At 73.0% G+C, this 20,200-nt stretch carries 13 protein-coding genes; 5 read left to right on the plus strand and 8 right to left on the minus strand.

Features of this window, described 5'->3' with window-relative positions:
• Window positions 1-248: 248 nt before the first annotated feature.
• Complete coding sequence (locus tag OG453_RS19975; protein WP_266869307.1) at window positions 249-3,434, minus strand: carboxyl transferase domain-containing protein; 3,186 nt, start codon at window positions 3,432-3,434, stop codon at window positions 249-251.
• 83 nt (window positions 3,435-3,517) lie between these two features.
• Between OG453_RS19975 and OG453_RS19980 the strand changes: the two genes are divergently transcribed.
• Together OG453_RS19980 and OG453_RS19985 are read left to right on the plus strand one after the other, a co-directional pair.
• Window positions 3,518-4,144 (plus strand): TetR/AcrR family transcriptional regulator, encoded by a 627-nt coding sequence (locus OG453_RS19980; protein ID WP_266869308.1) that lies wholly within the window; start codon window positions 3,518-3,520, stop codon window positions 4,142-4,144.
• An 11-nt stretch (window positions 4,145-4,155) separates the two neighbouring features.
• Window positions 4,156-5,856 (plus strand): AMP-binding protein, encoded by a 1,701-nt coding sequence (locus tag OG453_RS19985; RefSeq protein WP_266869309.1) that lies wholly within the window; start codon window positions 4,156-4,158, stop codon window positions 5,854-5,856.
• On the opposite strand, the gene OG453_RS19990 is transcribed toward OG453_RS19985, so the two are convergent.
• From OG453_RS19990 to OG453_RS20010, 5 genes are all read right to left on the minus strand, one after another.
• Window positions 5,813-6,553, minus strand: a complete 741-nt coding sequence (locus OG453_RS19990; protein ID WP_266869310.1) for an HAD family phosphatase — start codon at window positions 6,551-6,553, stop codon at window positions 5,813-5,815. The genes OG453_RS19985 and OG453_RS19990 overlap by 44 nt on opposite strands.
• Window positions 6,554-6,579: 26 nt before the next feature.
• A complete protein-coding gene (locus OG453_RS19995) occupies window positions 6,580-7,062 on the minus strand; it encodes an Lrp/AsnC family transcriptional regulator (RefSeq protein ID WP_266869311.1) in 483 nt (160 codons plus the stop codon).
• Between the two features lie 112 nt (window positions 7,063-7,174).
• Complete coding sequence (locus OG453_RS20000; RefSeq protein ID WP_266869312.1) at window positions 7,175-7,963, minus strand: ABC transporter permease; 789 nt, start codon at window positions 7,961-7,963, stop codon at window positions 7,175-7,177.
• Window positions 7,960-9,720, minus strand: a complete 1,761-nt coding sequence (locus OG453_RS20005) for an ABC transporter permease subunit (RefSeq protein WP_266869313.1) — start codon at window positions 9,718-9,720, stop codon at window positions 7,960-7,962. Before OG453_RS20005 ends, OG453_RS20000 begins: the two co-directional genes overlap by 4 nt.
• Window positions 9,717-10,724 (minus strand): ABC transporter ATP-binding protein, encoded by a 1,008-nt coding sequence (locus OG453_RS20010; RefSeq protein WP_266869314.1) that lies wholly within the window; start codon window positions 10,722-10,724, stop codon window positions 9,717-9,719. The genes OG453_RS20005 and OG453_RS20010 overlap by 4 nt, the downstream gene beginning before the upstream one ends.
• A 153-nt stretch (window positions 10,725-10,877) precedes the next feature.
• Here OG453_RS20010 and OG453_RS20015 point away from each other — a divergent pair, with 153 nt between their 5' ends.
• From OG453_RS20015 to OG453_RS20025, 3 genes are all read left to right on the plus strand, one after another.
• Entirely contained in the window at window positions 10,878-12,329 is a 1,452-nt protein-coding gene (locus tag OG453_RS20015) for a histidine kinase (protein ID WP_323178643.1), read from the plus strand.
• Window positions 12,326-13,012: a response regulator transcription factor gene (locus tag OG453_RS20020; protein ID WP_266869316.1), complete on the plus strand. Its 687-nt coding sequence runs from the start codon at window positions 12,326-12,328 to the stop codon at window positions 13,010-13,012. The genes OG453_RS20015 and OG453_RS20020 overlap by 4 nt, the downstream gene beginning before the upstream one ends.
• Before the next feature lie 110 nt (window positions 13,013-13,122).
• The gene (locus OG453_RS20025; RefSeq protein ID WP_266869317.1) at window positions 13,123-14,961 is read left to right on the plus strand and encodes a glycoside hydrolase family 15 protein; all 1,839 of its coding nucleotides are present in this window, start codon (window positions 13,123-13,125) and stop codon (window positions 14,959-14,961) included.
• On the opposite strand, the gene OG453_RS20030 is transcribed toward OG453_RS20025, so the two are convergent.
• Both OG453_RS20030 and OG453_RS20035 read right to left on the minus strand, forming a co-directional pair.
• Window positions 14,910-15,647 (minus strand): class I SAM-dependent methyltransferase, encoded by a 738-nt coding sequence (locus tag OG453_RS20030; RefSeq protein WP_266869318.1) that lies wholly within the window; start codon window positions 15,645-15,647, stop codon window positions 14,910-14,912. The two genes, OG453_RS20025 and OG453_RS20030, sit on opposite strands and share 52 nt — an antisense overlap.
• Window positions 15,648-15,653: 6 nt before the next feature.
• On the minus strand, window positions 15,654-20,102 hold the full coding sequence (locus tag OG453_RS20035) for an aminotransferase class I/II-fold pyridoxal phosphate-dependent enzyme (protein ID WP_266869319.1): 4,449 nt from the start codon (window positions 20,100-20,102) through the stop codon (window positions 15,654-15,656).
• Between the last annotated feature and the right edge of the window lie 98 nt (window positions 20,103-20,200).

Raw genomic sequence — 20,200 nt, forward strand, 5'->3', positions numbered from 1 at the left:
TCCCGAGGCAAGTTTCGCGGGGCAGCTGCGGTCGCCGGTGACGTATCGGTGTGGAACGGTGGAAAGCGGTCACATGCCCTATCGGGCGCCCACCGAGTGAGGGGAACGTCATGTCCTCGAAGCGACGCCGCAAGAAGAAGTCACGCCGCAAGCACGCGGCCAACCACGGGAAGCGTCCCCAGTCCTGATCCGTGCAGTCCTGAGCAGTGCAGTCCTGAGCCGTGCGCGGCCGTCGGACGGGCGTCGAGTCATTCGCCCCCGTCCGGCCGCCCCGCCCCGCCGTCCAGCGCCGCGAGGATCCACCGCCGTGAGTCCGCCGGGTCGATGACCGCGTCGATCTCCAGGGCCGCCGCCGCGTTCACCGCCTTGCCGTGCTCGTACAGCTCGGCGACGTGCGCCTCGAACACTCGCTCCCGCTCGGCGGGATCGTCGATCGCCGCAAGCTCCTTGCGGTAGCCGAGCCGCACCGCGCCCTCCAGGCCCATCCCGCCGAACTCGCCGCTCGGCCAGGCGGCCGTCGCCACGGGTGCCCGCGTCGAGCCGCCCATCATGGCCATCGCGCCGAGCCCGTACGCCTTGCGCAGGACCAGGCTGACCAGGGGTACGCGGAGCTGGGCGCCCGTCACGAAGAGTCGGGAGAAGTGCCTTACGGTCGCGGTCCGTTCGGTGTCCGGGCCCACCATGAAACCCGGTGTGTCGCAGAGGGAGAGGAGAGGGAGGCCGAACGTGTCGCACAGGCGCAGGAAGCGCTCGGCCTTGTCCGCCGCGTCGCGGTCGATCGCGCCGCCCAGATGGCCGGGGTTGTTGGCGAGCAGGCCCATCGGGCGGCCCTCGACGCGGATCAGCGATGTGATGATGCCGACGCCGAAGGCGCGCCGCAGCTCCAGGACGGAGTCCGTGTCGGCGATGCCGTCGATCGCGGCCCGTACGTCGTAGGCGCGGCGCCGGTTCTCCGGGACCGTGTGCCGCAGCAGCCGCGGGTCAGGAGATTCCCAACTGCCGCCTGCCCCTTGGGTGTACGTGAAGTACGCGAGGTACTTGCGTGCCACCCGCACCGCCTCCGCCTCGTCGGCTACCGCGATGTCCACGACGCCGTTGGGCACCTGGACCGACAGCGGGCCGACCTCCTCGGGGCGGAACACACCCAGACCGCCGCCCTCGATCATCGCGGGGCCGCCCATGCCGATGCTCGCCTCCGGCGTCGCGATCACCACGTCGCAGCAGCCGAGCAGCGCCGCGTTGCCCGCGAAGCAGCGGCCCGACGCGACGCCCACCAGGGGGACTTGTCCGCTCAGCCGGCCCATCTGATGGAACGTCATCACGTCGAGCCCGGCGACGGACGTCGTGTCGGTGTCGCCGGGGCGGCCGCCGCCGCCCTCCGCGAACAGCACCACCGGAAGGCGCCGTTCCGCGGCCAGTTGCAGCATCCGGTCGGTCTTGCGGTGGTTCTGCAGGCCCTGCGTACCGGCGAGCACCGTGTAGTCGTACGACATCGCCACGCACCGCACGCCGTCGATCCGCCCCGTGCCGGTGATCATGCCGTCGGCGGGCGTCGAGGCGATCAGGTCGTCGAGGGAGCGGCGGCGGCGCTGGGCGGCGATCGCCAGCGCGCCGTACTCCGTGAAGGTGCCCGTGTCGCAGAGGTCCTCGATGTTCTCGCGGGCCGTGCGCCGACCGATGCGGTGGCGCTTGGCGACGGCTTCGGGGCGCTGGGCGTCGAGGCCGACCGCGTGCCGGGCCAGGGTCTCGGCGAGGTCGGGGCGGATGGCGTCGGGGTCGGCGGTCTCCTCGATGGCCAAGTCGCTCGCCTCGCCCGCTGCCGATGCGTCGACCGTCATCAGGGGGTGGCCCTCCGTCGTCGTGTCGCCCACGCGCGCGTGCACGGCGGTCACGGTGCCGGGGGCGCCCGCGCGGACGACATGCTCCATCTTCATCGCCTCGAGGACGAGCAACTGCTGGCCCGCAGCCACCTGTTCGCCCACGGCGACGTCGACGGTGACGACCGTGCCCGTCATGGGGGCGGCGACCGTCGCGCCGCCGCCGCCGGCTTCCGCGGGCGACTGCGGCAGGAGCTCCGCGATGTGTTCCTCCACGAAGGCCGTGTGGGTGGCGCCCGCCGTGAAGCCCGGATGGGTGAGCAGCGCCCGCAGCAGCGGGATTCCTGTGCGTACGCCCTCGACGGCGAAGGCGGCGAGCGCGCGCGACGTGCGCTCACAGGCCGCCGCGAAGTCGCCCTGCGGCACGTGGGCGATGACCTTCGCGATGAGCGAGTCGTAGCGCGCCCCGACCTCCGCCCCGGTGCGGGCCGCGGTGTCCACGCGGATGCCCGCGCCCGTCGGCACGTCGAAGCGGGTGAGGGTGCCGGTCGAGGGCAGCGCCGTGCCGTCGGCGGCCAGGGACTCGGCGTTGACGCGGGCCTGTAGGGCGAATCCGCGCGGCTCGGGCGGGGGTCCTGCCAGGCCCAGCGACGCGAGTGATGCGCCTGCCGCCAGGCGCAGTTGGGCCGTGACGAGGTCGACGCCCGTCACCTCCTCGGTGACCGTGTGCTCGACCTGGAGGCGCGGGTTGGCCTCGATGAAGTGGAACTCCTCGCCCTGGAGCAGGAATTCGAAGGTGCCGAGGCCCGTGTAGCCGCACGCGCGGGCCATCCGCAGGGCGGCGTCGATCAGCTTCTCGCGGACCGCGGGGGAGAGGCCGGGCGCGGGGGCGATCTCGATGAGCTTCTGGTGCCGGCGCTGGGCGCTGCAGTCGCGCTCCCAGAGGTGGCTGACCTCGCCGGTCGCGTCGCCGACGATCTGCACCTCGATGTGGCGGGCGCCGGTCAGGAGTTCCTCGACGTACAGCTCCTCGCGCCCGAAGCCCTGCAGTGCCTCCGAGCGGCAGCGCTCCCAGGCGTCCGCCAGGTCGGCCGGACGGTGCACGGCCCGCATGCCGCGGCCGCCGCCCCCGCCGAGTGCCTTCACCATCACGGCGCCCGAAGGGCCGAGCCCGGCGAGGAAGCCGGCGGCATCGGACAGCGTCGTGGGCCCCTGTGTGCCCGCGAGGACCGGCACCCCGAGGCTGACCGCGAGCGCACGCGCGCGTGCCTTGTCGCCGAACAGGCCGAGCACCTCGGGGGACGGCCCCACGAACCGCAGCCCGGCGTCCGCGCACCGCGCGGCGAACTCCGCGTCCTCGCTCAGGAAGCCGTAGCCGGGATGCACAAGGTCGCACCCGGAGCGCCGGGCCGCGGCGACCACGGCCTCCGCGTCCAGATAGGCGGCAGGTCCTGAACTGCCCAACGGCTGGGCTTCGTCGGCCAGTTGTACGTGGCGCGCCCCGGCCTCGTCCGCCGCGTACACCGCGACGGTGCGCAGCCCGGCCTCCGCCGCCGCTTGCAGGACGCGGACGGCGATCTCCCCGCGATTGGCGACGAGCACGGCGGCAGAACCCATGAAGCCCTCCTGAGATGTCCGGTCCCCCGAGGGGGCGCCGCCATGCTCATTGACATTGGCGTCAACGTCAATATGCTCGCCGCGTGGCACGCAATCAACAGCCCTGGGCGACCCGCACCGCACGCGACCGCAGCGAAGCCCCCGCCCGCGGGCGGCTCCTGGACGCCGCGGAGGCCGTCTTCGCGCGGCGCGGCTACGGCCCGACGACGATCGCCGACATCACGGCCGAGGCGGAGGTCTCGCGGGCTGGCTTCTACGTCTACTTCGCCTCCAAGGAGGAGATCTTCCGCGTCCTCGCGGTGCGGGTGCGCGACGCGTTCCTCGCCGCGCAGGACGTGCCGGGCGTCGACCGGGACGACGCCCGCGAGATCTGCCACGCCTCCACCGCCGCCTTCATCGCCGCGTACGCTGAACACCTGCCGCTGCTCCGGCTGTTGGAGCAGCAGGCGCAGCTCGACGACGACGTGCGCGCGCTGTGGGAGGAGACCCAGGAGCGGCCGGTCCACCGCTCGGCCCGCTACATCCGCCGCCTGGTGGCCGAGGGCAAGGCCGCCCCGGTCGCCGATCCGCTGGCCGTCGCCCGCGCGGTCGGCGGCATGAGCATCGAGTTCGCCCGGCTCGCCGCGGCCGATCCCAAGACGTACGACGCGGCCGTGCGCGACGTCACCGCCATGTTCCTGCACCTGCTCGGAGTCGATCCCCAACGTTGAGGAGCCGCCCCATGCCAAGCCCCACGCACGGCCCCTTGCACGGCCCCTTGTACGGTCCCTTGCACCGCGAAGACCAGGTGCGGGACCTGCGTGCTCGTCAGGCCAAGGCCAGGCGGGGCCGGCAGGCGGACACGGCGGAGCACCGCGCGGGGACGCGCACCGTGCCCGGATATGTGCGGCACTGGGCGCGGGCCGCGCCGGACAGGCCCGCGCTGGTCTTCGGGGACGAGACGTTCACGTACCGCCAACTCGACGACCTCACCGACCGGTTGGCGGGCTGGCTCGACGCGCGGGGCGTGCGGGCCGGTGACCGGGTGGGCGTACAGCTGCCCAACTGCCCGCAGTTCGTGATCGCGATGCTGGCCGTGCTGCGGGCCGGAGCCGTGCACGTACCGGTCAACCCGATGTTCCGCGCGGCGGAGCTGAGCCATGAACTGCGCGACGCGGGGCCGGAGATCGTCATCACGCACAGCTCGCTCGCAGGCCTGCTCGACCAGGTGCGCGCGGAGACGGCGGTGCGCGCGGAGACCGCGGTGCGCGACGTCCTGGTGGCCGACGACGCCGACGCCTGGGCCGCCGCCGTCGGGCATCCACCGCTCGGGCGCGTCGCCGACGATCTGGACGCCCTCGCCGCCCTCAACTACACCGGCGGCACCACCGGAATGCCCAAGGGCTGCGAGCACACCCAGCGCCACATGGTCTACACGGCCACCGCCATCGACAACAGCCGCGGCCCGCTGCCGTCCGACGACGGCATCGTCTCGCTCTGCTTCCTGCCGTTGTTCTGGATCGCGGGGGAGAACCTCGGCATCCTCGCCCCGCTCGTCTCCGGCGGCACGAGCGTGCTGCTGCCCCGCTGGGACCCGGCCGCCGTGCTCGCGTCGATCGAGCGGCACCGGGTCACCACCATGGCCGGAACGGTCGAGAACTACCTCGAACTCCTCTCCCACCCGGACTTCGCGCGCCACGACCTCAGCTCGCTGACCGCCCCGCTCACCGTGTCCTTCATCCGCAAGCTCAGCCCCGAGCTGCGGGCCCGCTGGCGCGCGGCCGTCGGCGACGAAAGCGTGCTGCGCGAGGCCTCGTACGGCATGACCGAGACCCACACCAGCGACACCAGCACGGTCGGCTTCCAGGAAGGCGACCACGACCTGGCGGGCGACGCGACCTTCTGCGGTCTTCCCGTCCCTGGCACCGACGTCCTGATCGTCGACTTCGAGACCGGCGAGCCGCTGCCGATCGGTGCCCCCGGCGAGATCATCGTCCGCGGCCCCTCGGTCCTGACCCGCTACTGGAGCGCCCCCGAGGCGACGGCTGCGGTGCTGCGCGACGGCTGGCTGCACACCGGCGACATCGGCCGCCTCGACGAGGACGGCTGTCTGCACTACCTGGGCCGCGACAAGGACATGATCAAGGTGAAGGGCATGAGCGTCTTCCCCGCCGAGGTCGAGACGCTGCTCGCCCGGCACCCGGACGTCCTGGCCGCGGCCGTCGTCGCCGTGCCGGACGCGGCGACGGGCCAGCGTCCCTACGCCTACGTGCGCACCGTCGAGGGCAGCGCCCTCACCGCTCAGGAGCTGCGCGACTGGGCGGCCGGTGCCATGGCGACGTACAAAGTGCCCGGCATAGAGCTCCTCGACGAACTGCCGCTGACCGCCACCGGCAAGATCAAGAAGACGGAGCTGGCGGAGCGGGCCGCGACGCATCGCTGAGCTCGCCGAGGCCGCTGAGGTAGTCGAGCGCGGCCTGCGCCGTGAACTCGCTCTGTCCGCCCCGCAGCAGCAGCCCCGCCGACGCGAAGGCCGGGGCGTCCGCATGGGCGGCGACGTAGGGGATCGCGATGCAGCGCATGCCGGCCGCGTGCGCCGCCGTCGCGCCCGGAGCGGCGTCCTCCAGGACCACGCAGTCGGCGGGGTCCGCGCCCAGGAGCGCGGCCGCGGCGAGGAAGACGTCGGGGGCGGGCTTGCCGTGCGCGACCTCGTCCGCGGAGATCACGGTGGTCAGCTGCGCGTCCAGGCCCGTACCGGAGAGGATCGCGTCGATCGCCGCCCGCGAGGAGCCGGACGCCACGGCCATCGGCACACCGGCGCCGTGCAGGTGCTCCACGAGCTTGCGCATCTCGGGGAAGACGTGGGTGTCCGCGCGGGCCAGGGCGAGATAGCGGCGGTCGAGTTCGGCGAGCAGTTCGGCGACCGGTACGTCGATGCCGTAGCGGTCCTTCCAGGTGGCGAGGGTCTCCTGGGTGCCGATGCCGACGTAGGCCTCGTTGTCCGCCCAGGTGTACTCGACGCCGTGCTCGGCGAGCAGCGCGCGCGACGCCTCGTAGTAATTGGGCTCGCTGTCCACGAGCGTGCCGTCGAGATCGAAGATGACCGGGGTGTCGCCGAGAGGGCTGTCGAAGGTGCTCATGCCGTCAAGGATGCCAAAGGCCCAGCTCACCGCTGCGCGGCCGCGGTCCGCCCGATCGACTCGACCAGCGGGAGCAGCCGGCTCGGCACACGCTCGCGCAGCGCCATCTCGGTACGGGTGCGCACCACGCCCGGCAGCTGGATCAGCTGCTGGATGACGTCCTCCAGGTGGCCGTTGTCCCGGGCGACCACGCGGGTCAGCAGATCGCCGCCGCCGGTGATCGAGAAGGCCTCGATGATCTCGGGCACGGCGGCCAGCGCGTCGCCCACCTCGTCCAGATGCCCCTGGGTGACCTCGATGTGCACGAAGGCGAGGACCGGGTGGCCGAGGGCGGCGGGGGAGAGCGAGGGACCGGTCCCGGTGATCACACCGTCCCGCTCCAGACGGTCGAGCCGGGCCTGCAGGGTGCCGCGGGCGACGCCGAGTACGCGCGCGTACTCACGGACACTGGTGCGCGGCTGCTCCAGGAGCAGCCGCAGGATGCGGGTGTCGAGTTCGTCGACGGCCATGGTGCGGGTCTTTCAGGTGTACGAATGCGGATGTACGTATGCGGATGTACGCATGCGGAGCTGATCGGTGGTGACTGTATACGCAGCCCGCGCCTCATACGCAGCCCGCGCCTCACGCGTCCCGTACCCGCAGCAGCACCCCGCCCGTGACCAGCGCCGCGACCGCGTAGCCCGCGAGGACCGCGATGCCCGCCCAGGGGCCGATCGGCAGCCGGTCCAGGTCGATCGTCGCCTGGATCGCGAGACCGGCCGTCGCGGGCGCCGCCCGCCGTGCGTTCTCCTGCCAGTCGGGGTCGGCAAGGAGACCCGCGAGCAGCGGGAAGGCGTAGAAGAGGGCAAGGACCGACGTGACGGCGGTCGCCGTGTCGCGCAGGGCCGTGGCCGCGCCCAGGCCGATCAGGGCCGTGAGCGTGAGGTAGAGGACCGTGCCCGCGGCCGCGCGCAAGGTCGGTCCTTCCGTCAGGGTGGGCGCGGCGAAGCCGTCGGCGGACAGCAGCAGCCGGCCCGCGAGCAGCGAGCCGAGCACACCGACGGTGCTCGCCGCGGCGGTCAGGGCGCAGAGCACCGCCGCCTTGGCCGCGAGGATCCGCAGCCGGACCGGTTCCGTCGTGAGGGTCGTACGGATGGTGCCGGTGCCGTACTCGCCGCTCATCGTGAGCACCGCGAGGACGACGACCGCGCCCTGGCCGAGCCACACCCCGGTCAGGCTGAGCTTCACCGTGTCCTCGTGGCAGTCGGCGGGGACCGGGCAGTCACCCGCGGTCAGCGACGCGGTGGAGGCGGCGCCCGCCAGGACCGTCAGCGTGATCAGGGCGAGCAGCAGCCACCAAGTGCTGTGCAGCGTACGGAGTTTGGTCCACTCGGCACGCACCGCGCCGAGCCCGCGCCCTTCGCCCATCATGCGTCCCTCCTCCGCACCCGCCACACCGCGAGACCGAGCACCACGACCGCGTACGCGGCGAGGGTGCCGAAGCCGGTCCACGCGCCCTGCGGATAGCAGCCGTCCTCCGGGAGGCAGAGGGCCGCCACCTGGTCGTAGCGCGGAGTCGTCTGCTGGATCGCGAACCCCGCGACGGGCGTGAGCCGTTGCAGCCACTGGGAGAGGCCGAGCGGCACCATGCTGACCAGGACCAGCGGCAGGACGATCACCACGACGACCGTGGTGATCGCGGCCGCCGTGTTGCGCAGCAGCGCGCCGAGACCCAGGGCCAGGACGGCGATCAGGGCGAGCAGGGCCGCGGTGCCGATGACGGCCCGCAGCACGGGACCGTCGGTGAGCGAGAACTCGGGGAAGAGCGGCGGCTTGTGGCCGCCGGCGCGCAGCGCGGGCATGCTCAGGAGGTAGGAGAGGAGGCACGCCACGAGCCCGGTCACGAAGGTGACCGCGCCGATCACCACCGCCTTGGCCAGCAGGACGCGGCCGCGGCGCGGACTGACCGCGAAGGTCGTGCGGATCATCCCGCGCCGGTACTCGGCGGTGATGAACAGGACGCCGAGCGCGGCGACCAGGACGAGGCTCAGCTGACTGCCGTTGAGGGACGCGGCGACGAGGTCCGGCTGCATCGGGGTGCCGGGGGCGATGTCGCCGGAGCCGGTGACGGTGAACTCGCCGCCCGCCCGCCGCAGTTCACCCTGCCCGCCGCCGGACGGCTGTCCAGGGCCGGTCGGCTGCTCGGCGTCGGATGGCTGCTCGTCTCCGGTCGGCTGTCCGGCGTCGGTCGGTTGTCCGTCGCGGGTCGGTTGCTCGGCGCGGGTCGGCTGTCCGGCTCCGGACGGTTGCGCGGCGCCGATCGGCTGGCCTGCGTCGGTCGGTTGTCCGCCGCCGGACGAATGTCCGTCTCCGGACGGCTGTCCGCCCCCCGTCGGCTGTCCGTCCCCGGAGGGCTGTCCGACGTCCGTCAGGCGCCAGTCGCCGCCCGTGGCCCCCTTCGCCGTCACCTCGTCGAAGCGGGCCGACGACCGTGACGGTTGGTCGCTTGCCGACACATTGCCGAACTTCCGCTCCATGGACTGCGCGTTGGGCGACGCCACGAAGAGACCGACCTGGACCGCTTCGGCCGACGTGCCGAGCCGCACCGTTCCCACCTCGTGCCAGGTGCGCCCGTCCGCGGACTCGTACGCCGTGACGGTCGCCCCCGAGCGGACCAGTCGAAGCCAGTGGGGCGTGGCGGCGGACGCGGCGCCGCCCGCCACGTCGCGGATGAACTCGCTCTGCAGGCGCACCCCGTGCCCCGCGGTGACCATGAGGGCCGCGTACTCCGACCCCGGATCGGTGCTCTCCTTGATGAGCACCCCGGCCTTGGCCCACTCGGGGGCGCGGCGCGGCTGCTCGCCGGTGGGTCCTGTCACCCGGGCGGTGACGCTGCCGTCGCCGGTGAGGGGGCGGTGTACGAACGTGAAGTCGTCGCGGATGGACACCCCGCCGGGCCCGGTGGGCGCGGGCGAACCGCCCCCGCCGCCCCCGCCCGTCGTCTCGATGCCCGAACTCGTCGCGGAGAACAGGGAGATGAGGACGGTCACCACGACCGCGGCGAGCAGCGTGAGCCCCCAGCGGCGCACCGTGCGCAGCTTGGTCCACTCGGCGCGCAGCAGCTGCGGGAAGCCGGCGCGGCCGACGAGCGCGGTGCCGGGGCGGCGGGGCGGGCTGGCGGTGGTCATCGCGTGTCCTCCCCGGCAGCAGCCCCGGTGCTCTCGCCGGACGCCTGCCCGCCCGCGAACTCCACCTCGTCCCTGGTGAGTTCCATGTACGCCTCCTCCAGCGTGGCCCGGTGCGCCGCGACTCCCGAGAAGCCGACCCCAGCCCCGCCGAGCAGCTCCACGACGCGGCCGGCGGCGAGGCGCGAGACGGTCAGCGTGTCGCGTCCGGTGGCCGCGACACTCGCCCCGGCGCCCGCAAGGACGGTCATCGCCGCCGTCCGTTCGTCCGTGCGGACCTCGACCCGGTCGCCGGACGCCGCGGCGAGCAGCTCCCGCACGCTCGTGTCGGCGATGACACGGCCCCGTCCGACCACCACCAAGTGGTCGGCGGTGTCCTCCAGTTCACTCATCAGATGGCTGGAGACGAGCACGGCACGGCCCTCGGCGGCCAGACTCTTGAGGAAGCCGCGGATCCACCGGATGCCCTCCGGGTCGAGTCCGTTGACCGGCTCGTCGAAGAGCAGGACGGGCGGGTCGCCGAGCAGCGCCGCCGCGATGCCGAGGCGCTGGCGCATGCCGAGCGAGTAGCCGCCGGCCCGGCGCCGCGCGGCCTGGCCGAGCCCGACGAGGTCGAGCACCTCGTCCACCCGGCGCACGGGAAGCCCGTGCGAGTGCGCCATCCACAGGAGATGGTCGCGCCCGCGCCTGCTGGGATGGACGGCCGCCGCGTCGAGCAGCGAGCCCACCTCGAGCAGCGGGGTGCGCAGCGCGTGGTAGGGGCGGCCGCCGATGAGCGCGGTGCCCTCGTCGGCGGAGTCCAGGCCCAGGACGATGCGCATGGTGGTGGACTTGCCTGCACCGTTGGGGCCGACGAATCCGGTGACCTGCCCGGGAGCCACGGTGAAGGAGAGACCGTCGACCGCGGTGACCGGCCCGTAACGCTTGCGCAGTCCGCGCACTTCGATCGTCGCCGCGTGGCCGACAGGCGCCGCGCCGCGGTCAGTTGTTGCCGTGATGCCATCCATGAGAAGCGAGGCTAGAGACGGCACGGCCGCAGGTCGTCACGCCCGGGAGCCGTCTTCGTATCCCTCACGTGAGGGACTCCGACCGGCCCCGTGCCAGTGACAATGAGACGCGTGAGGGTCACAACTCCCATCAGGGGCCGCGGATACAAGCGCATGCGCACCCGCATGCGCGGCGTGGCGCGCCACCCACGGACACCGGTCGCGGCCGCGGCACTCCTGTCGCTCGCCGCCACCGCGGAGCTGCTGCTCCGCGCAAACGCCGATGTCCCGCTGCCGTTCACCCTCTCCCTCGCCCTGGGGACGACCGTGCCGGTGGCGGCGCTCGCGGGCGGCGCGGCGCGGGGGAGGGGAGGGGGCAGGTTCGTACGCGGAGGGCGCATCGGCGGGGTCCGGGCCGGAGCGGCGAGCGAGGGGATCCGCCCCGCTCCGAGCGGCCCGGGCACACCGGCGTCCGCGGCGGGCGAGCGGCCCCGTCCCACTCCGAGCGGCCCGGCCGCGCCCCCGGCGCGGACGCCGGGCCCGCCGAGTGACGTGCACGCGGAGCGCGGTTCCCCAGCCGCGCTCCCGGGGGCGCCCGCCCCGCCGAGTGACGTGCACTCCGCCGCCATCGGCAGCCCGAGGAACACGTCCCTCGCCGCCCTCCCCGCCTCCGCAGCCGCGATGCTCGCCCTCGCGCCCTTTCACGTACTGACCATCGCCGGTCTCTGCGCCCTGCTCGTGGCCCTCCACCAGGCGGGGCGCCACGGCCCGCGGCTCCTGACGGTGCTCCTCGCGCTGCCCTTCGTCGCGTACGCGGTCACGGCAGCGGCGGCGGACGGTGCGGGGGAGCGGGTGATGACCGTGCTGGTCGCGGTGTGCGCCGGCGTCGCAGCCGGTACCGGGATCGCCCGCGGCGCCCGCGACACCGCGCTGGTGAACGGCGCGGCCGAGCGGGCCATCGCCGAGACCCTCCAGGAGCATGCCGCCCGGGGCGAACGGGCCAGGATCGCCCGGGAGTTGCACGACGTCGTCGCCCACCACATCTCCATGATCGCCGTGCAGGCGGAGACCGCCCGGCTGACCACCCCGGGGCTGCCCACCGCAGGCGCCGAACGGTTCCTGGCCATCGGCGACACCGCCCGCACCGCGCTCACCGAGATGCGCCGTCTGCTCGGCGTCCTGCGCGAGGACGCGGGGCCCGCCGTGCCGGACCGCCGCCCGCAGCCTGGCCTCGAACAGCTCGGCGAGCTCGTCGACGAGGCGCGGGACGCGTCGGCCGCCGCCGTACGGCTCATCGTCGAGGGGCCCGTGCGCACCCTCGACCCGGGCGTCGAACTCACCGCGTACCGCATCGTGCAGGAAGCCCTCACCAACGCGCGCCGCCACGCGCCTGGCGCAGCCGTGGACGTCGAACTCCACTACACCCAAGGCGCCTTGCGGCTGCGTGTGCGGGACAACGGGCCGAGCCCGGACGACTTGGACGGCCTCGACGACGGCCACGGTCTGCTCGGGATGCGGGAGCGCGCCGCGATGGTCGGCGGCGAGCTGCGCGCGGGCCCCGCGCGGCGCGGCGGTTTCCTCATCGAGGCGACGTTCCCCGCACCGGTGCGGGAGCATGCCGCATGAGTGAGATCCCGAGCAGCGGCCGCCAGGCGCCCCTGCGCATCTTCATCGCCGACGACCACGAAGTCGTCCGTGCCGGTTACGCCGGACTCCTCGCCACCCAGCCCGACTTCACCGTCGTCGGCACGGCCGCCGATGGCGCCCAGGCGGTCCGGCTCTGCCGCGAGCTGCTGCCCGACCTGGTCCTGATGGATGTCCGCATGCCGGTGATGGACGGCATCGAGGCGACCGGACGGCTCGCCGGCACCGGCACCCGCGTCCTCATCCTCACCACCTTCGACCTGGACGAGCACGTGTACGACGCGCTGAGCGCGGGCGCCGCCGGGTTCCTGCTCAAGGACGTCACCGCCGAGCACCTCTTCGACGCCGTACGCGTGGTGGCCGCGGGCGAGGGTCTGCTCGCGCCCACCGTGACCCGCCGCCTCATCGCCGAGTTCGCCCGCCTCAGGCCCGGACCGCCCAGCGGATCCGCCGCCCGACTCGACGCCCTGACCCCGCGCGAGACCGAGGTGCTGCGGCTGATCGCGGAAGGCCTGTCCAACCCGGAGATCGCGGGACGGCTGCACGTCAGCGAGGAGACCGTGAAGACCCATGTGAGCCGGGTGCTCGGCAAACTCGGCCTGCGGGACCGCACACAGGCGGTCGTGGCGGCGTACGAGACGGGGCTCGTGGTGCCAAGGGCGTAGGCCTGACACCTGGCCCATCGCGGAGGCGGGCCGCCCCGCACCACCGGGCCCGGCGAGGCCCGTCGCCGTACAATGGAAGGGCGGCAAGTGCACGACGGCGTAACTCGATCATGAATGCCCGTATCGAGGACTACGCCCTCATCAGTGACCTGGAGACCGCTGCCATGCTCGGCAGGGACGGGTCGATCGACTGGCTCTGCCTGCCCCGCTTCGACTCCCCGGCCTGTTTCGCCGCCCTGCTCGGCACGGGCGACAACGGCTTCTGGCGGATCTCCCCCATCGGCGCGGGAGCGTGCACACGGCGGGCCTACCGCCAGGACACCCTGGTCATGGACTCCTACTGGGAGCTCCCGACCGGTGCCGTACGCGTCACGGACTTCATGCCGCCGCGTGCCCAACTGCCGTGTGTCGTGCGCGTGGTCGAGGGTCTGTCGGGCGCCGTGGCGATGCGCAGCGAACTGCGGCCGCGGTTCAACCAGGGCCGGATCCTCCCCTGGGTGCGGGCCGAGGAGCACTGCACGGTCGCCGTCGCAGGGCCCGACTCGCTCTGGGTGAGCGCCGACGGCCCCGTGGCGACTCAGGGTGACGCCGACCCGACGATCATCGATTTCACCGTCACGGCGGGCCAGCGCCTCACCGTGCAGCTGGTGTGGGCGCCCTCGCATGTGCCGGAGCCGCCCGAACCGCTCCGTGTGCCCGCCGAGACCGCGCTGAAGGCGACCAGCGACTTCTGGCGGCGCTGGACGGCGCGCTGCCGCTACCAGGGCCCCTGGCGGGAGGCGGTCACCCGCTCGCTGATCACGCTCAAGGCGCTCACCTACGCGCCCACGGGCGGCGTCGTCGCCGCGCCGACCACCTCGCTGCCCGAGTGCGTCGGCGGCGAGCGCAACTGGGACTACCGGTTCTGCTGGCTGCGCGACTCCACGCTGACGCTGTCCTGTCTGCTGCGCAGCGGCTACCGGGACGAGGCGACGGCCTGGCTCGACTGGCTGGAGCGGGCGATCGCGGGCGACCCCGCGGATCTGCAGGCGGTGTACGGCCTCGGGGGACAGCGGCTGCTGCCGGAGGCCGAGGCGCCATGGCTGCCCGGCTACGAGGGTTCGCGGCCCGTCCGCTTCGGGAACGCCGCGGTGACCCAGCTCCAGCTGGACGTGTACGGCGAGGTCCTCGACACGCTCTGTCTGTCGCTGCGCGCCGGGATCCCGATGGAGCCCCACATGTGGAGCCTGGTGAAATCCCTGATGCGTTACCTGCGGGAGCACTGGCGCGAGCCGGACCAGGGTCTGTGGCAAGTGCGCGGCGCCAGGCGGCAGTTCGTGCACTCCAAGGTCATGTCGTGGGTCGCCGCCGACCGTGCCCTGCGCATGGGCGAGCTGCTCGGCAGGAACGAACGCGCGCCGGAGTGGACGGCCATGCGCGACGCCGTGCACCAGGAGGTGTGCCGCGAGGGATGGGACGCCGGGCTCCGGTCGTTCACCCAGTCCTACGGCTCGCCCGCCCTGGACGCATCGGCACTGCTGATCCCCAAGGTCGGCTTCCTGCCGGCCGACGACCCGCGGGTGCGCGACACCGTCCTCGCGATGCGGGCCCTCGACGACAACGGCTTCGTACGGCGGTACGCGCACAACGGCAGCGGCGTGCACGGCGTGGACGGCATGCGCGGATCCGAGGGCACGTTCGTGGCGTGTTCCCTCTGGTACGCCGACGCGCTGGCGGCGACCGGCCGGCTCGAAGAGGCCCGGGAGACCTTCGAGCGCGTCCTGGACGTCCGCAACGACGTGGGCCTGCTCGCCGAGCAGTGGGACCCCGGACGCCGGCGCCAACTGGGCAACGCGCCCCAGGCGTTCAGCCATATCGCTCTGGTGGAGACGGCCTTCGCCTTGCGTGACGCGGGCGCTCACGAGGGGCCGCGGACGGCCGTCAGGAGCACCATGCCGGAGTCGCCGTAGTCCGGCAGCGTCGGATCGGCGTCGATCCGGGTGACCACGAGCCGCCGCGTCAGCGGTGCGAACACCTCCTTGACGACGTCCGGGTCCACCGGGCAGCCGGGCCAGCGCGATGCGGGACCGATGCGGTAGGTGGGCATGTTCTCCATGAACGCGGCGACCAGGTGCCCGCCGGGGCCGACGGAGCGCACGAAGCGGTGGCAGAAGTCGGTGAACTCCGTGAAGTCCTCGGTGACACCCTCGGCGACGAAGTTCATCGAGGCGATGTCGTAACCGCCGGGCGTGAGCGCACGGATGTCGCCGTGCACCACGCGTACGCGCGTCAGTGCCTCCGGCAGGCTTGAGGGCAGGCCGGGGTTGAGGCTGCGGCACAGCTCGTAGAACGGCGACCAGCTGGCGTCCGGCGGCTCTTCGAGCTGCCGGGTCAGATAGGCGACGCCCGTCGCGCTCGCCTCCACGGCGTCGATCCGACGGCTCGCGGCGGCGGCGAGCATGAGCGGATAGAGATTGGGCCCGGCTCCGAACTCCAGGGAGCGGGCTGCGCTTGCCGGGGCCAACTGCCGGTAGAAGGCGGAGTGGTGGGCGATGACCGCGGCGTCGGAGGGATGCAGCTCGCGGTAGTTCTCGCCGAGATAGTCCTGGACGGGCCAGCTGTCCCAGTCCACGTCGTCGTTGCGGGTGGGCGCCATGCCGCCTCACCCCGCCGGACGGAGCGGAAACCGCTCGGAAAGAAGGGTCAGCGCCGTGCCCAGGCGGTCGATGTCCTCGTCGGAGTTGAGGGCCGTGAGCTGTACGCGGAAGCCGACCCGGTCGTGCGGCACGAGCGGATAGGCCGCCAGCGTCACATAGATGCCCTGCTCCCACAGGAAACGGCCGACCGCGTCCAGGTCGTCGGCGTTCTCCAGGGGGATCTCCACGATCGGCAGCTGATCGGAGTTGAGCGTCTCCACGCCGAGCGCCGCCACGTGATCGAGCACCCGGACGGTCTTGCGGTGCAGATCGGCGCGGATGGCGTCGCCGCGCCGGTCGTTGACCTCCAGGCCGGCGAGCGCGGTGGCCAGGGAGGCCGTCGGCGACGGCCCGGAGTACAGATACGGGGCCGCCGTGACCTTCAGATGGTCCTTGAGCCACGACGGCAGCGCGAGAAAGGCGAGCAGCGACGAGTACGCCTTGGAGAAACCGCCGACGAGCACGACACCGTCGTACGTCTCGCCCGTGTGCCGCACGACGCTGTTGCCGCGCAGTCCGTAGGGGCACGGCTCGTTCGCCCCGCGCTCCCCGATCACACCGAAGCCGTGCGTGTCGTCGATGTACAGCGTGGCGTCCAAGTCCCGGCAGATACCGGCCAGTTCGGGGATGTCGGCGATGTTACCGCTCATGCTGTTGACGCCGTCCAGGCAGACGAGGCGGGCCGTTCCCGCGGGCAGCGCCCGCAGCTCGGCGGCCAGTTCGTCCGGCCGCTGGGCGTGGAACCGGCGCAGCGTCGCGCCCTGGGCGCGGGCCGCCACACAGCCGTCGTACACCGTGCGGTGGGCCGCCGCCTCGACGAAGACATGGCCTCCGTCCGCGAGGACCGGGATCACCGAGGCGTGGATCAGGGTCGCCGTCGGCAGGAGCAGCGTGTCGGGCGCGCCGAGCAGCGCGGCGAGCCGTTCCTCGATCTCCGGGTAGAGCCGGGGGCTGCCGATGAGGCGGGACCAGCTGGGGTGCGTGCCCCAGCGGCGTACGGCGGGTTCGATGGCCCCGATGATCTCCGGGTCGCAGTCGAAGCCCAGATAGTTGCAGGACGCGAAGTCGATCAGCCAGTGGTCTCCGCTGCGGATGTGCCTGCCGCGCACCTCGTCCAGGACGGCGTCGCTCATCGGACTGGTCCGCCGCAGCTCGTCGAGATCGCCCCAGCGCGGGTCGTGCCGCATGTCCAGGGGCTCGGCATCCGCCCGGCTCGTGGCGGTCTCCCTCGCGGGGGCGAGCGGCTTGGACAGGACCGGTGTGGACGGTGCGGACAGTGCGGACTGGACGGGGGCGGCTGGGACGGCGGCCCGGGCGGTCGGCGCGGCGCGGGCGCCCCGGGTGCCCCGGCATCCGGCGCCACCCCGGAGCATGCGTTCGCCCTGCTCCGCCGTCAGCGGGCGCGCGAAGAGATACCCCTGCCCGAAGCGGCAGCCCATCCCGGCGAGCAGGTCGCGCTGCACGGGATCCTCGATGCCCTCGGCGATGACCTGAAGGCCCAGCGTGTCGGCGAGGTGGACGATGCCTTCGACGAGGGCGACCTGCCGGGTGTCGTCGCCGATGCCGTCGATGAAGGACTTGTCGATCTTCAGTACGTCGATGGGGAACTCCCGCAGATACCGCAGCGAGGAGAATCCCGTCCCGAAGTCGTCGACCGCGATGCGCACCCCGAGGTCCTTGAGCGCCTCCATGACCGCCTGGATCTGGCCGTCCCGCCGCATCAGCACCGACTCGGTGAGCTCCAACTGCAGTGACCCCGCGGCGAGTCCGGGCGTCCGCAGCGCCTTGCGCACGTCGTCGAGGAAGCCCGTGTCGCGGAACTGCCGCGCGGAGACGTTGACGCTGACGTACGGCGCGGCCGATGCGGCCGCCACCGTCCGCTGCAGTGCGACGATGTCGGCGGTGGCGTTGGCGAGCACCCAGGCGCCCAGCGGCGTGATGTGGCCGGTCTCCTCGGCGAGCGGGATGAACTGCTGCGGCGGCACCAGACCGCGCTGGGGATGCGGCCAGCGGGCGAGGGCCTCGAAGCCGACGATCTCGGCGGGCGGCCCGTCCGGTTCGCCGGTCCGATGGCCGTTGGCCGTGATGTCCACGACGGGCTGGTAGCGCAGCGCGAACTCCTCGTCGGCGATCGCCCGGTCCAGGCTCGCCTGCAGGTCGTGCCGCTCTCGCATCCGTACGTGCAGCCGTGGCCGGAAGCGGCGCCACTGGCGCTTCCCGGCGGCCTTGGCGGCGTACAGGGCCAGGTCGGCGTGGGCGAGCAGCTCCTCGGAGCCCGAGCTGTCCGCGGCCGTGGCCACGCCGACGCTCGCCGACGCGCTCACCGTGGCGTCGGGCAGATGGAAGGGCCGGCTGAGCGCCTGCACCACCTGGGCGGCCAGGATCTCGGCGTCGGCGGGCTTCTTCGCGTCCTCCATCAGCACCGCGAACTCGTCGCCGCCGAGCCGGGCCGCGGTGTCGCTGCGGCGCAGCGTCTGCGCGAGCCGGGAGCCGACGGCGGTGAGCAGCCGGTCGCCGACCGAGTGCCCCATCGTGTCGTTGACGACCTTGAAGTCGTCGAGGTCGATGAAGAGCACACAGGTGAGGGTCGACTCGCGGTCGCCACGCAGCAGCGCGCGCTCGATCCGCTCCAGGAGCAGCGTCCGGTTGGGCAGGCCGGTCAGCGCGTCGTGGAAGGCCCGCTGGGTGAGCTCGTGCTCCAGCTGACGCTGCTCGGTCACGTCCCGCAGGGTGACGACAAGGCCCCGGACCGTCGGGTCGTCGCGCAGATCGCTGCAGCGCACCTCCACCTCGACGCGCCCGGTGTCGCGCCGCATCCACCAGTAGTCGTGGGGTTCGCGCTGTCCGCCGTCGCGCAGGGCCCGCAGGACCCGCCCCGCGCGGCGCCGGTCGCGCGCGTCGACCAGCTCGGGCAGCGTCGTCCCGATCAGCCGGGCGGCCCCGAACACGACCGCAGCGGACGGACTCGCGTACCGCACGGTGTCGTCGTCGTCGACGATCAGGATGACGTCCGACGCGTTGCGCACCAGCGTGCGGAAGTACGCCTCGCTCTCCCGCCGGATGATCTCCTGGCGCAGCGCGATGCGCTCCATGGCGAGGCCCGCGTGCGAGGCGAGGATCTCCAAGGAGCCCCAGATCTCGGTGAGTTGGCGCTCGGGGCCCGCCGCGATCAGCACACCCGGCGGCGCGTCGCCGGCGGGGCGGTCGCGCTGGATCATGGGGCACACCAGGGCGCTCCCGGGCGCCCCGAAGCGGGGGGTGATGTCCGGGCCGAGCTCGGCGACGGGCACCAGATGGGTGCGGTCAAGGGCGAGTTCGGAGGGCAGGGCCGAGGGAGATCCGTCGGCGCCGGGCAGCAGGGTGGCCGTGCGGACATCGGGCGCGGACAGCTCGGTGACCGCCCCGTCGCAGGTCTCCGCGATCTCCTCGGGCCTGACCGCCGACACCAGGGAGGAGGCAGCGGTACGCAGCGCCAGCTCACGGTCCACGGCCTTGCGGTGTGCCACGACCATCCCGCCGAGCCGGAAGATCACCAGGAGGAACAGCGCACCGGAGAACGCGGCGATCACGGGCGCGTCATGGGCCCTGCCCGCGAGCCCCTCGGCGAGCAGGACGGCCGGGGCGATCAGGGTGGCGAGGGCGAGCAGCGCGAGCCGGTGCGTCGGCGGCAGCAGGGACTTGCGCTGATGCGCGTACGCGGTCAGTTCCACCATCGACGGATGCAGCGCCGCGAGCCCCCAGGCCGTGTAGAAGACGATCCAGCCCAGGTCGAGCGGGGTGCCGGTCTGCCACAACCCGTTGAGCTGCAGAATTCCGTACGCGATGTCGAAGCCGAGCAGCGTGACGGTGCCGACGGCGAGGAGCTGCACGCAGCGGTTGTGGCCGGACACGGAGCCGGGGGTGAGCATTCCGGCAAGGAGCGCGAGGACCAGCACGTCGCCCAGCGGGTAGGCGATGCTGATCGCGCGCTGCGCCCAGGTCAGGCCCTCGACCTCGGTGAGCGGCTGGACGAGATAGACCCAGACGGGCAGCGCGAGGCCGCCGGTGAAGATCAGCGCGTCGAGCAGGCTCGGCAGGTCGCGGCCCGCCCAGCGGTAGCGGACGAGCCCGAAGAGCCCGGCGGCGAACAGCGGATACGTCGCCAGGTACAGGGCGTCGGCGGGGGAGGGAAACGGGTTGGAGGCGTGCAGATACTCCTCGACCACGTTGTAGTACGTGTCACCGGCGGCGAAGGTGAGCAATCCGGCGGCGAGCACCCACCACGGCCAGCGGTGCGCGGGACGGTGCACGCGCACGCCCGTGAACACGGCGGCGACACCACCGAGACCGATGAGCGCCCAGAGCGGAGCACGCAGGTCCGGAAGGGTCAGATAGGCCGCGGTGAGGGCGGCGACCAGAAGCACATAACCGGCCATCAGCCGGTTTCGCGCCCGCAGCTCTCCCCGAGAACGTGCCCGAAGCAATGGAAAAGCGCCTCCCTGCGTGGCAGGGACACCGGGCCGAGGATCGCGTC

The sequence above is a fragment of the Streptomyces sp. NBC_01381 genome, from assembly GCF_026340305.1.
Classification (GTDB): Bacteria; Actinomycetota; Actinomycetes; order Streptomycetales; family Streptomycetaceae; genus Streptomyces.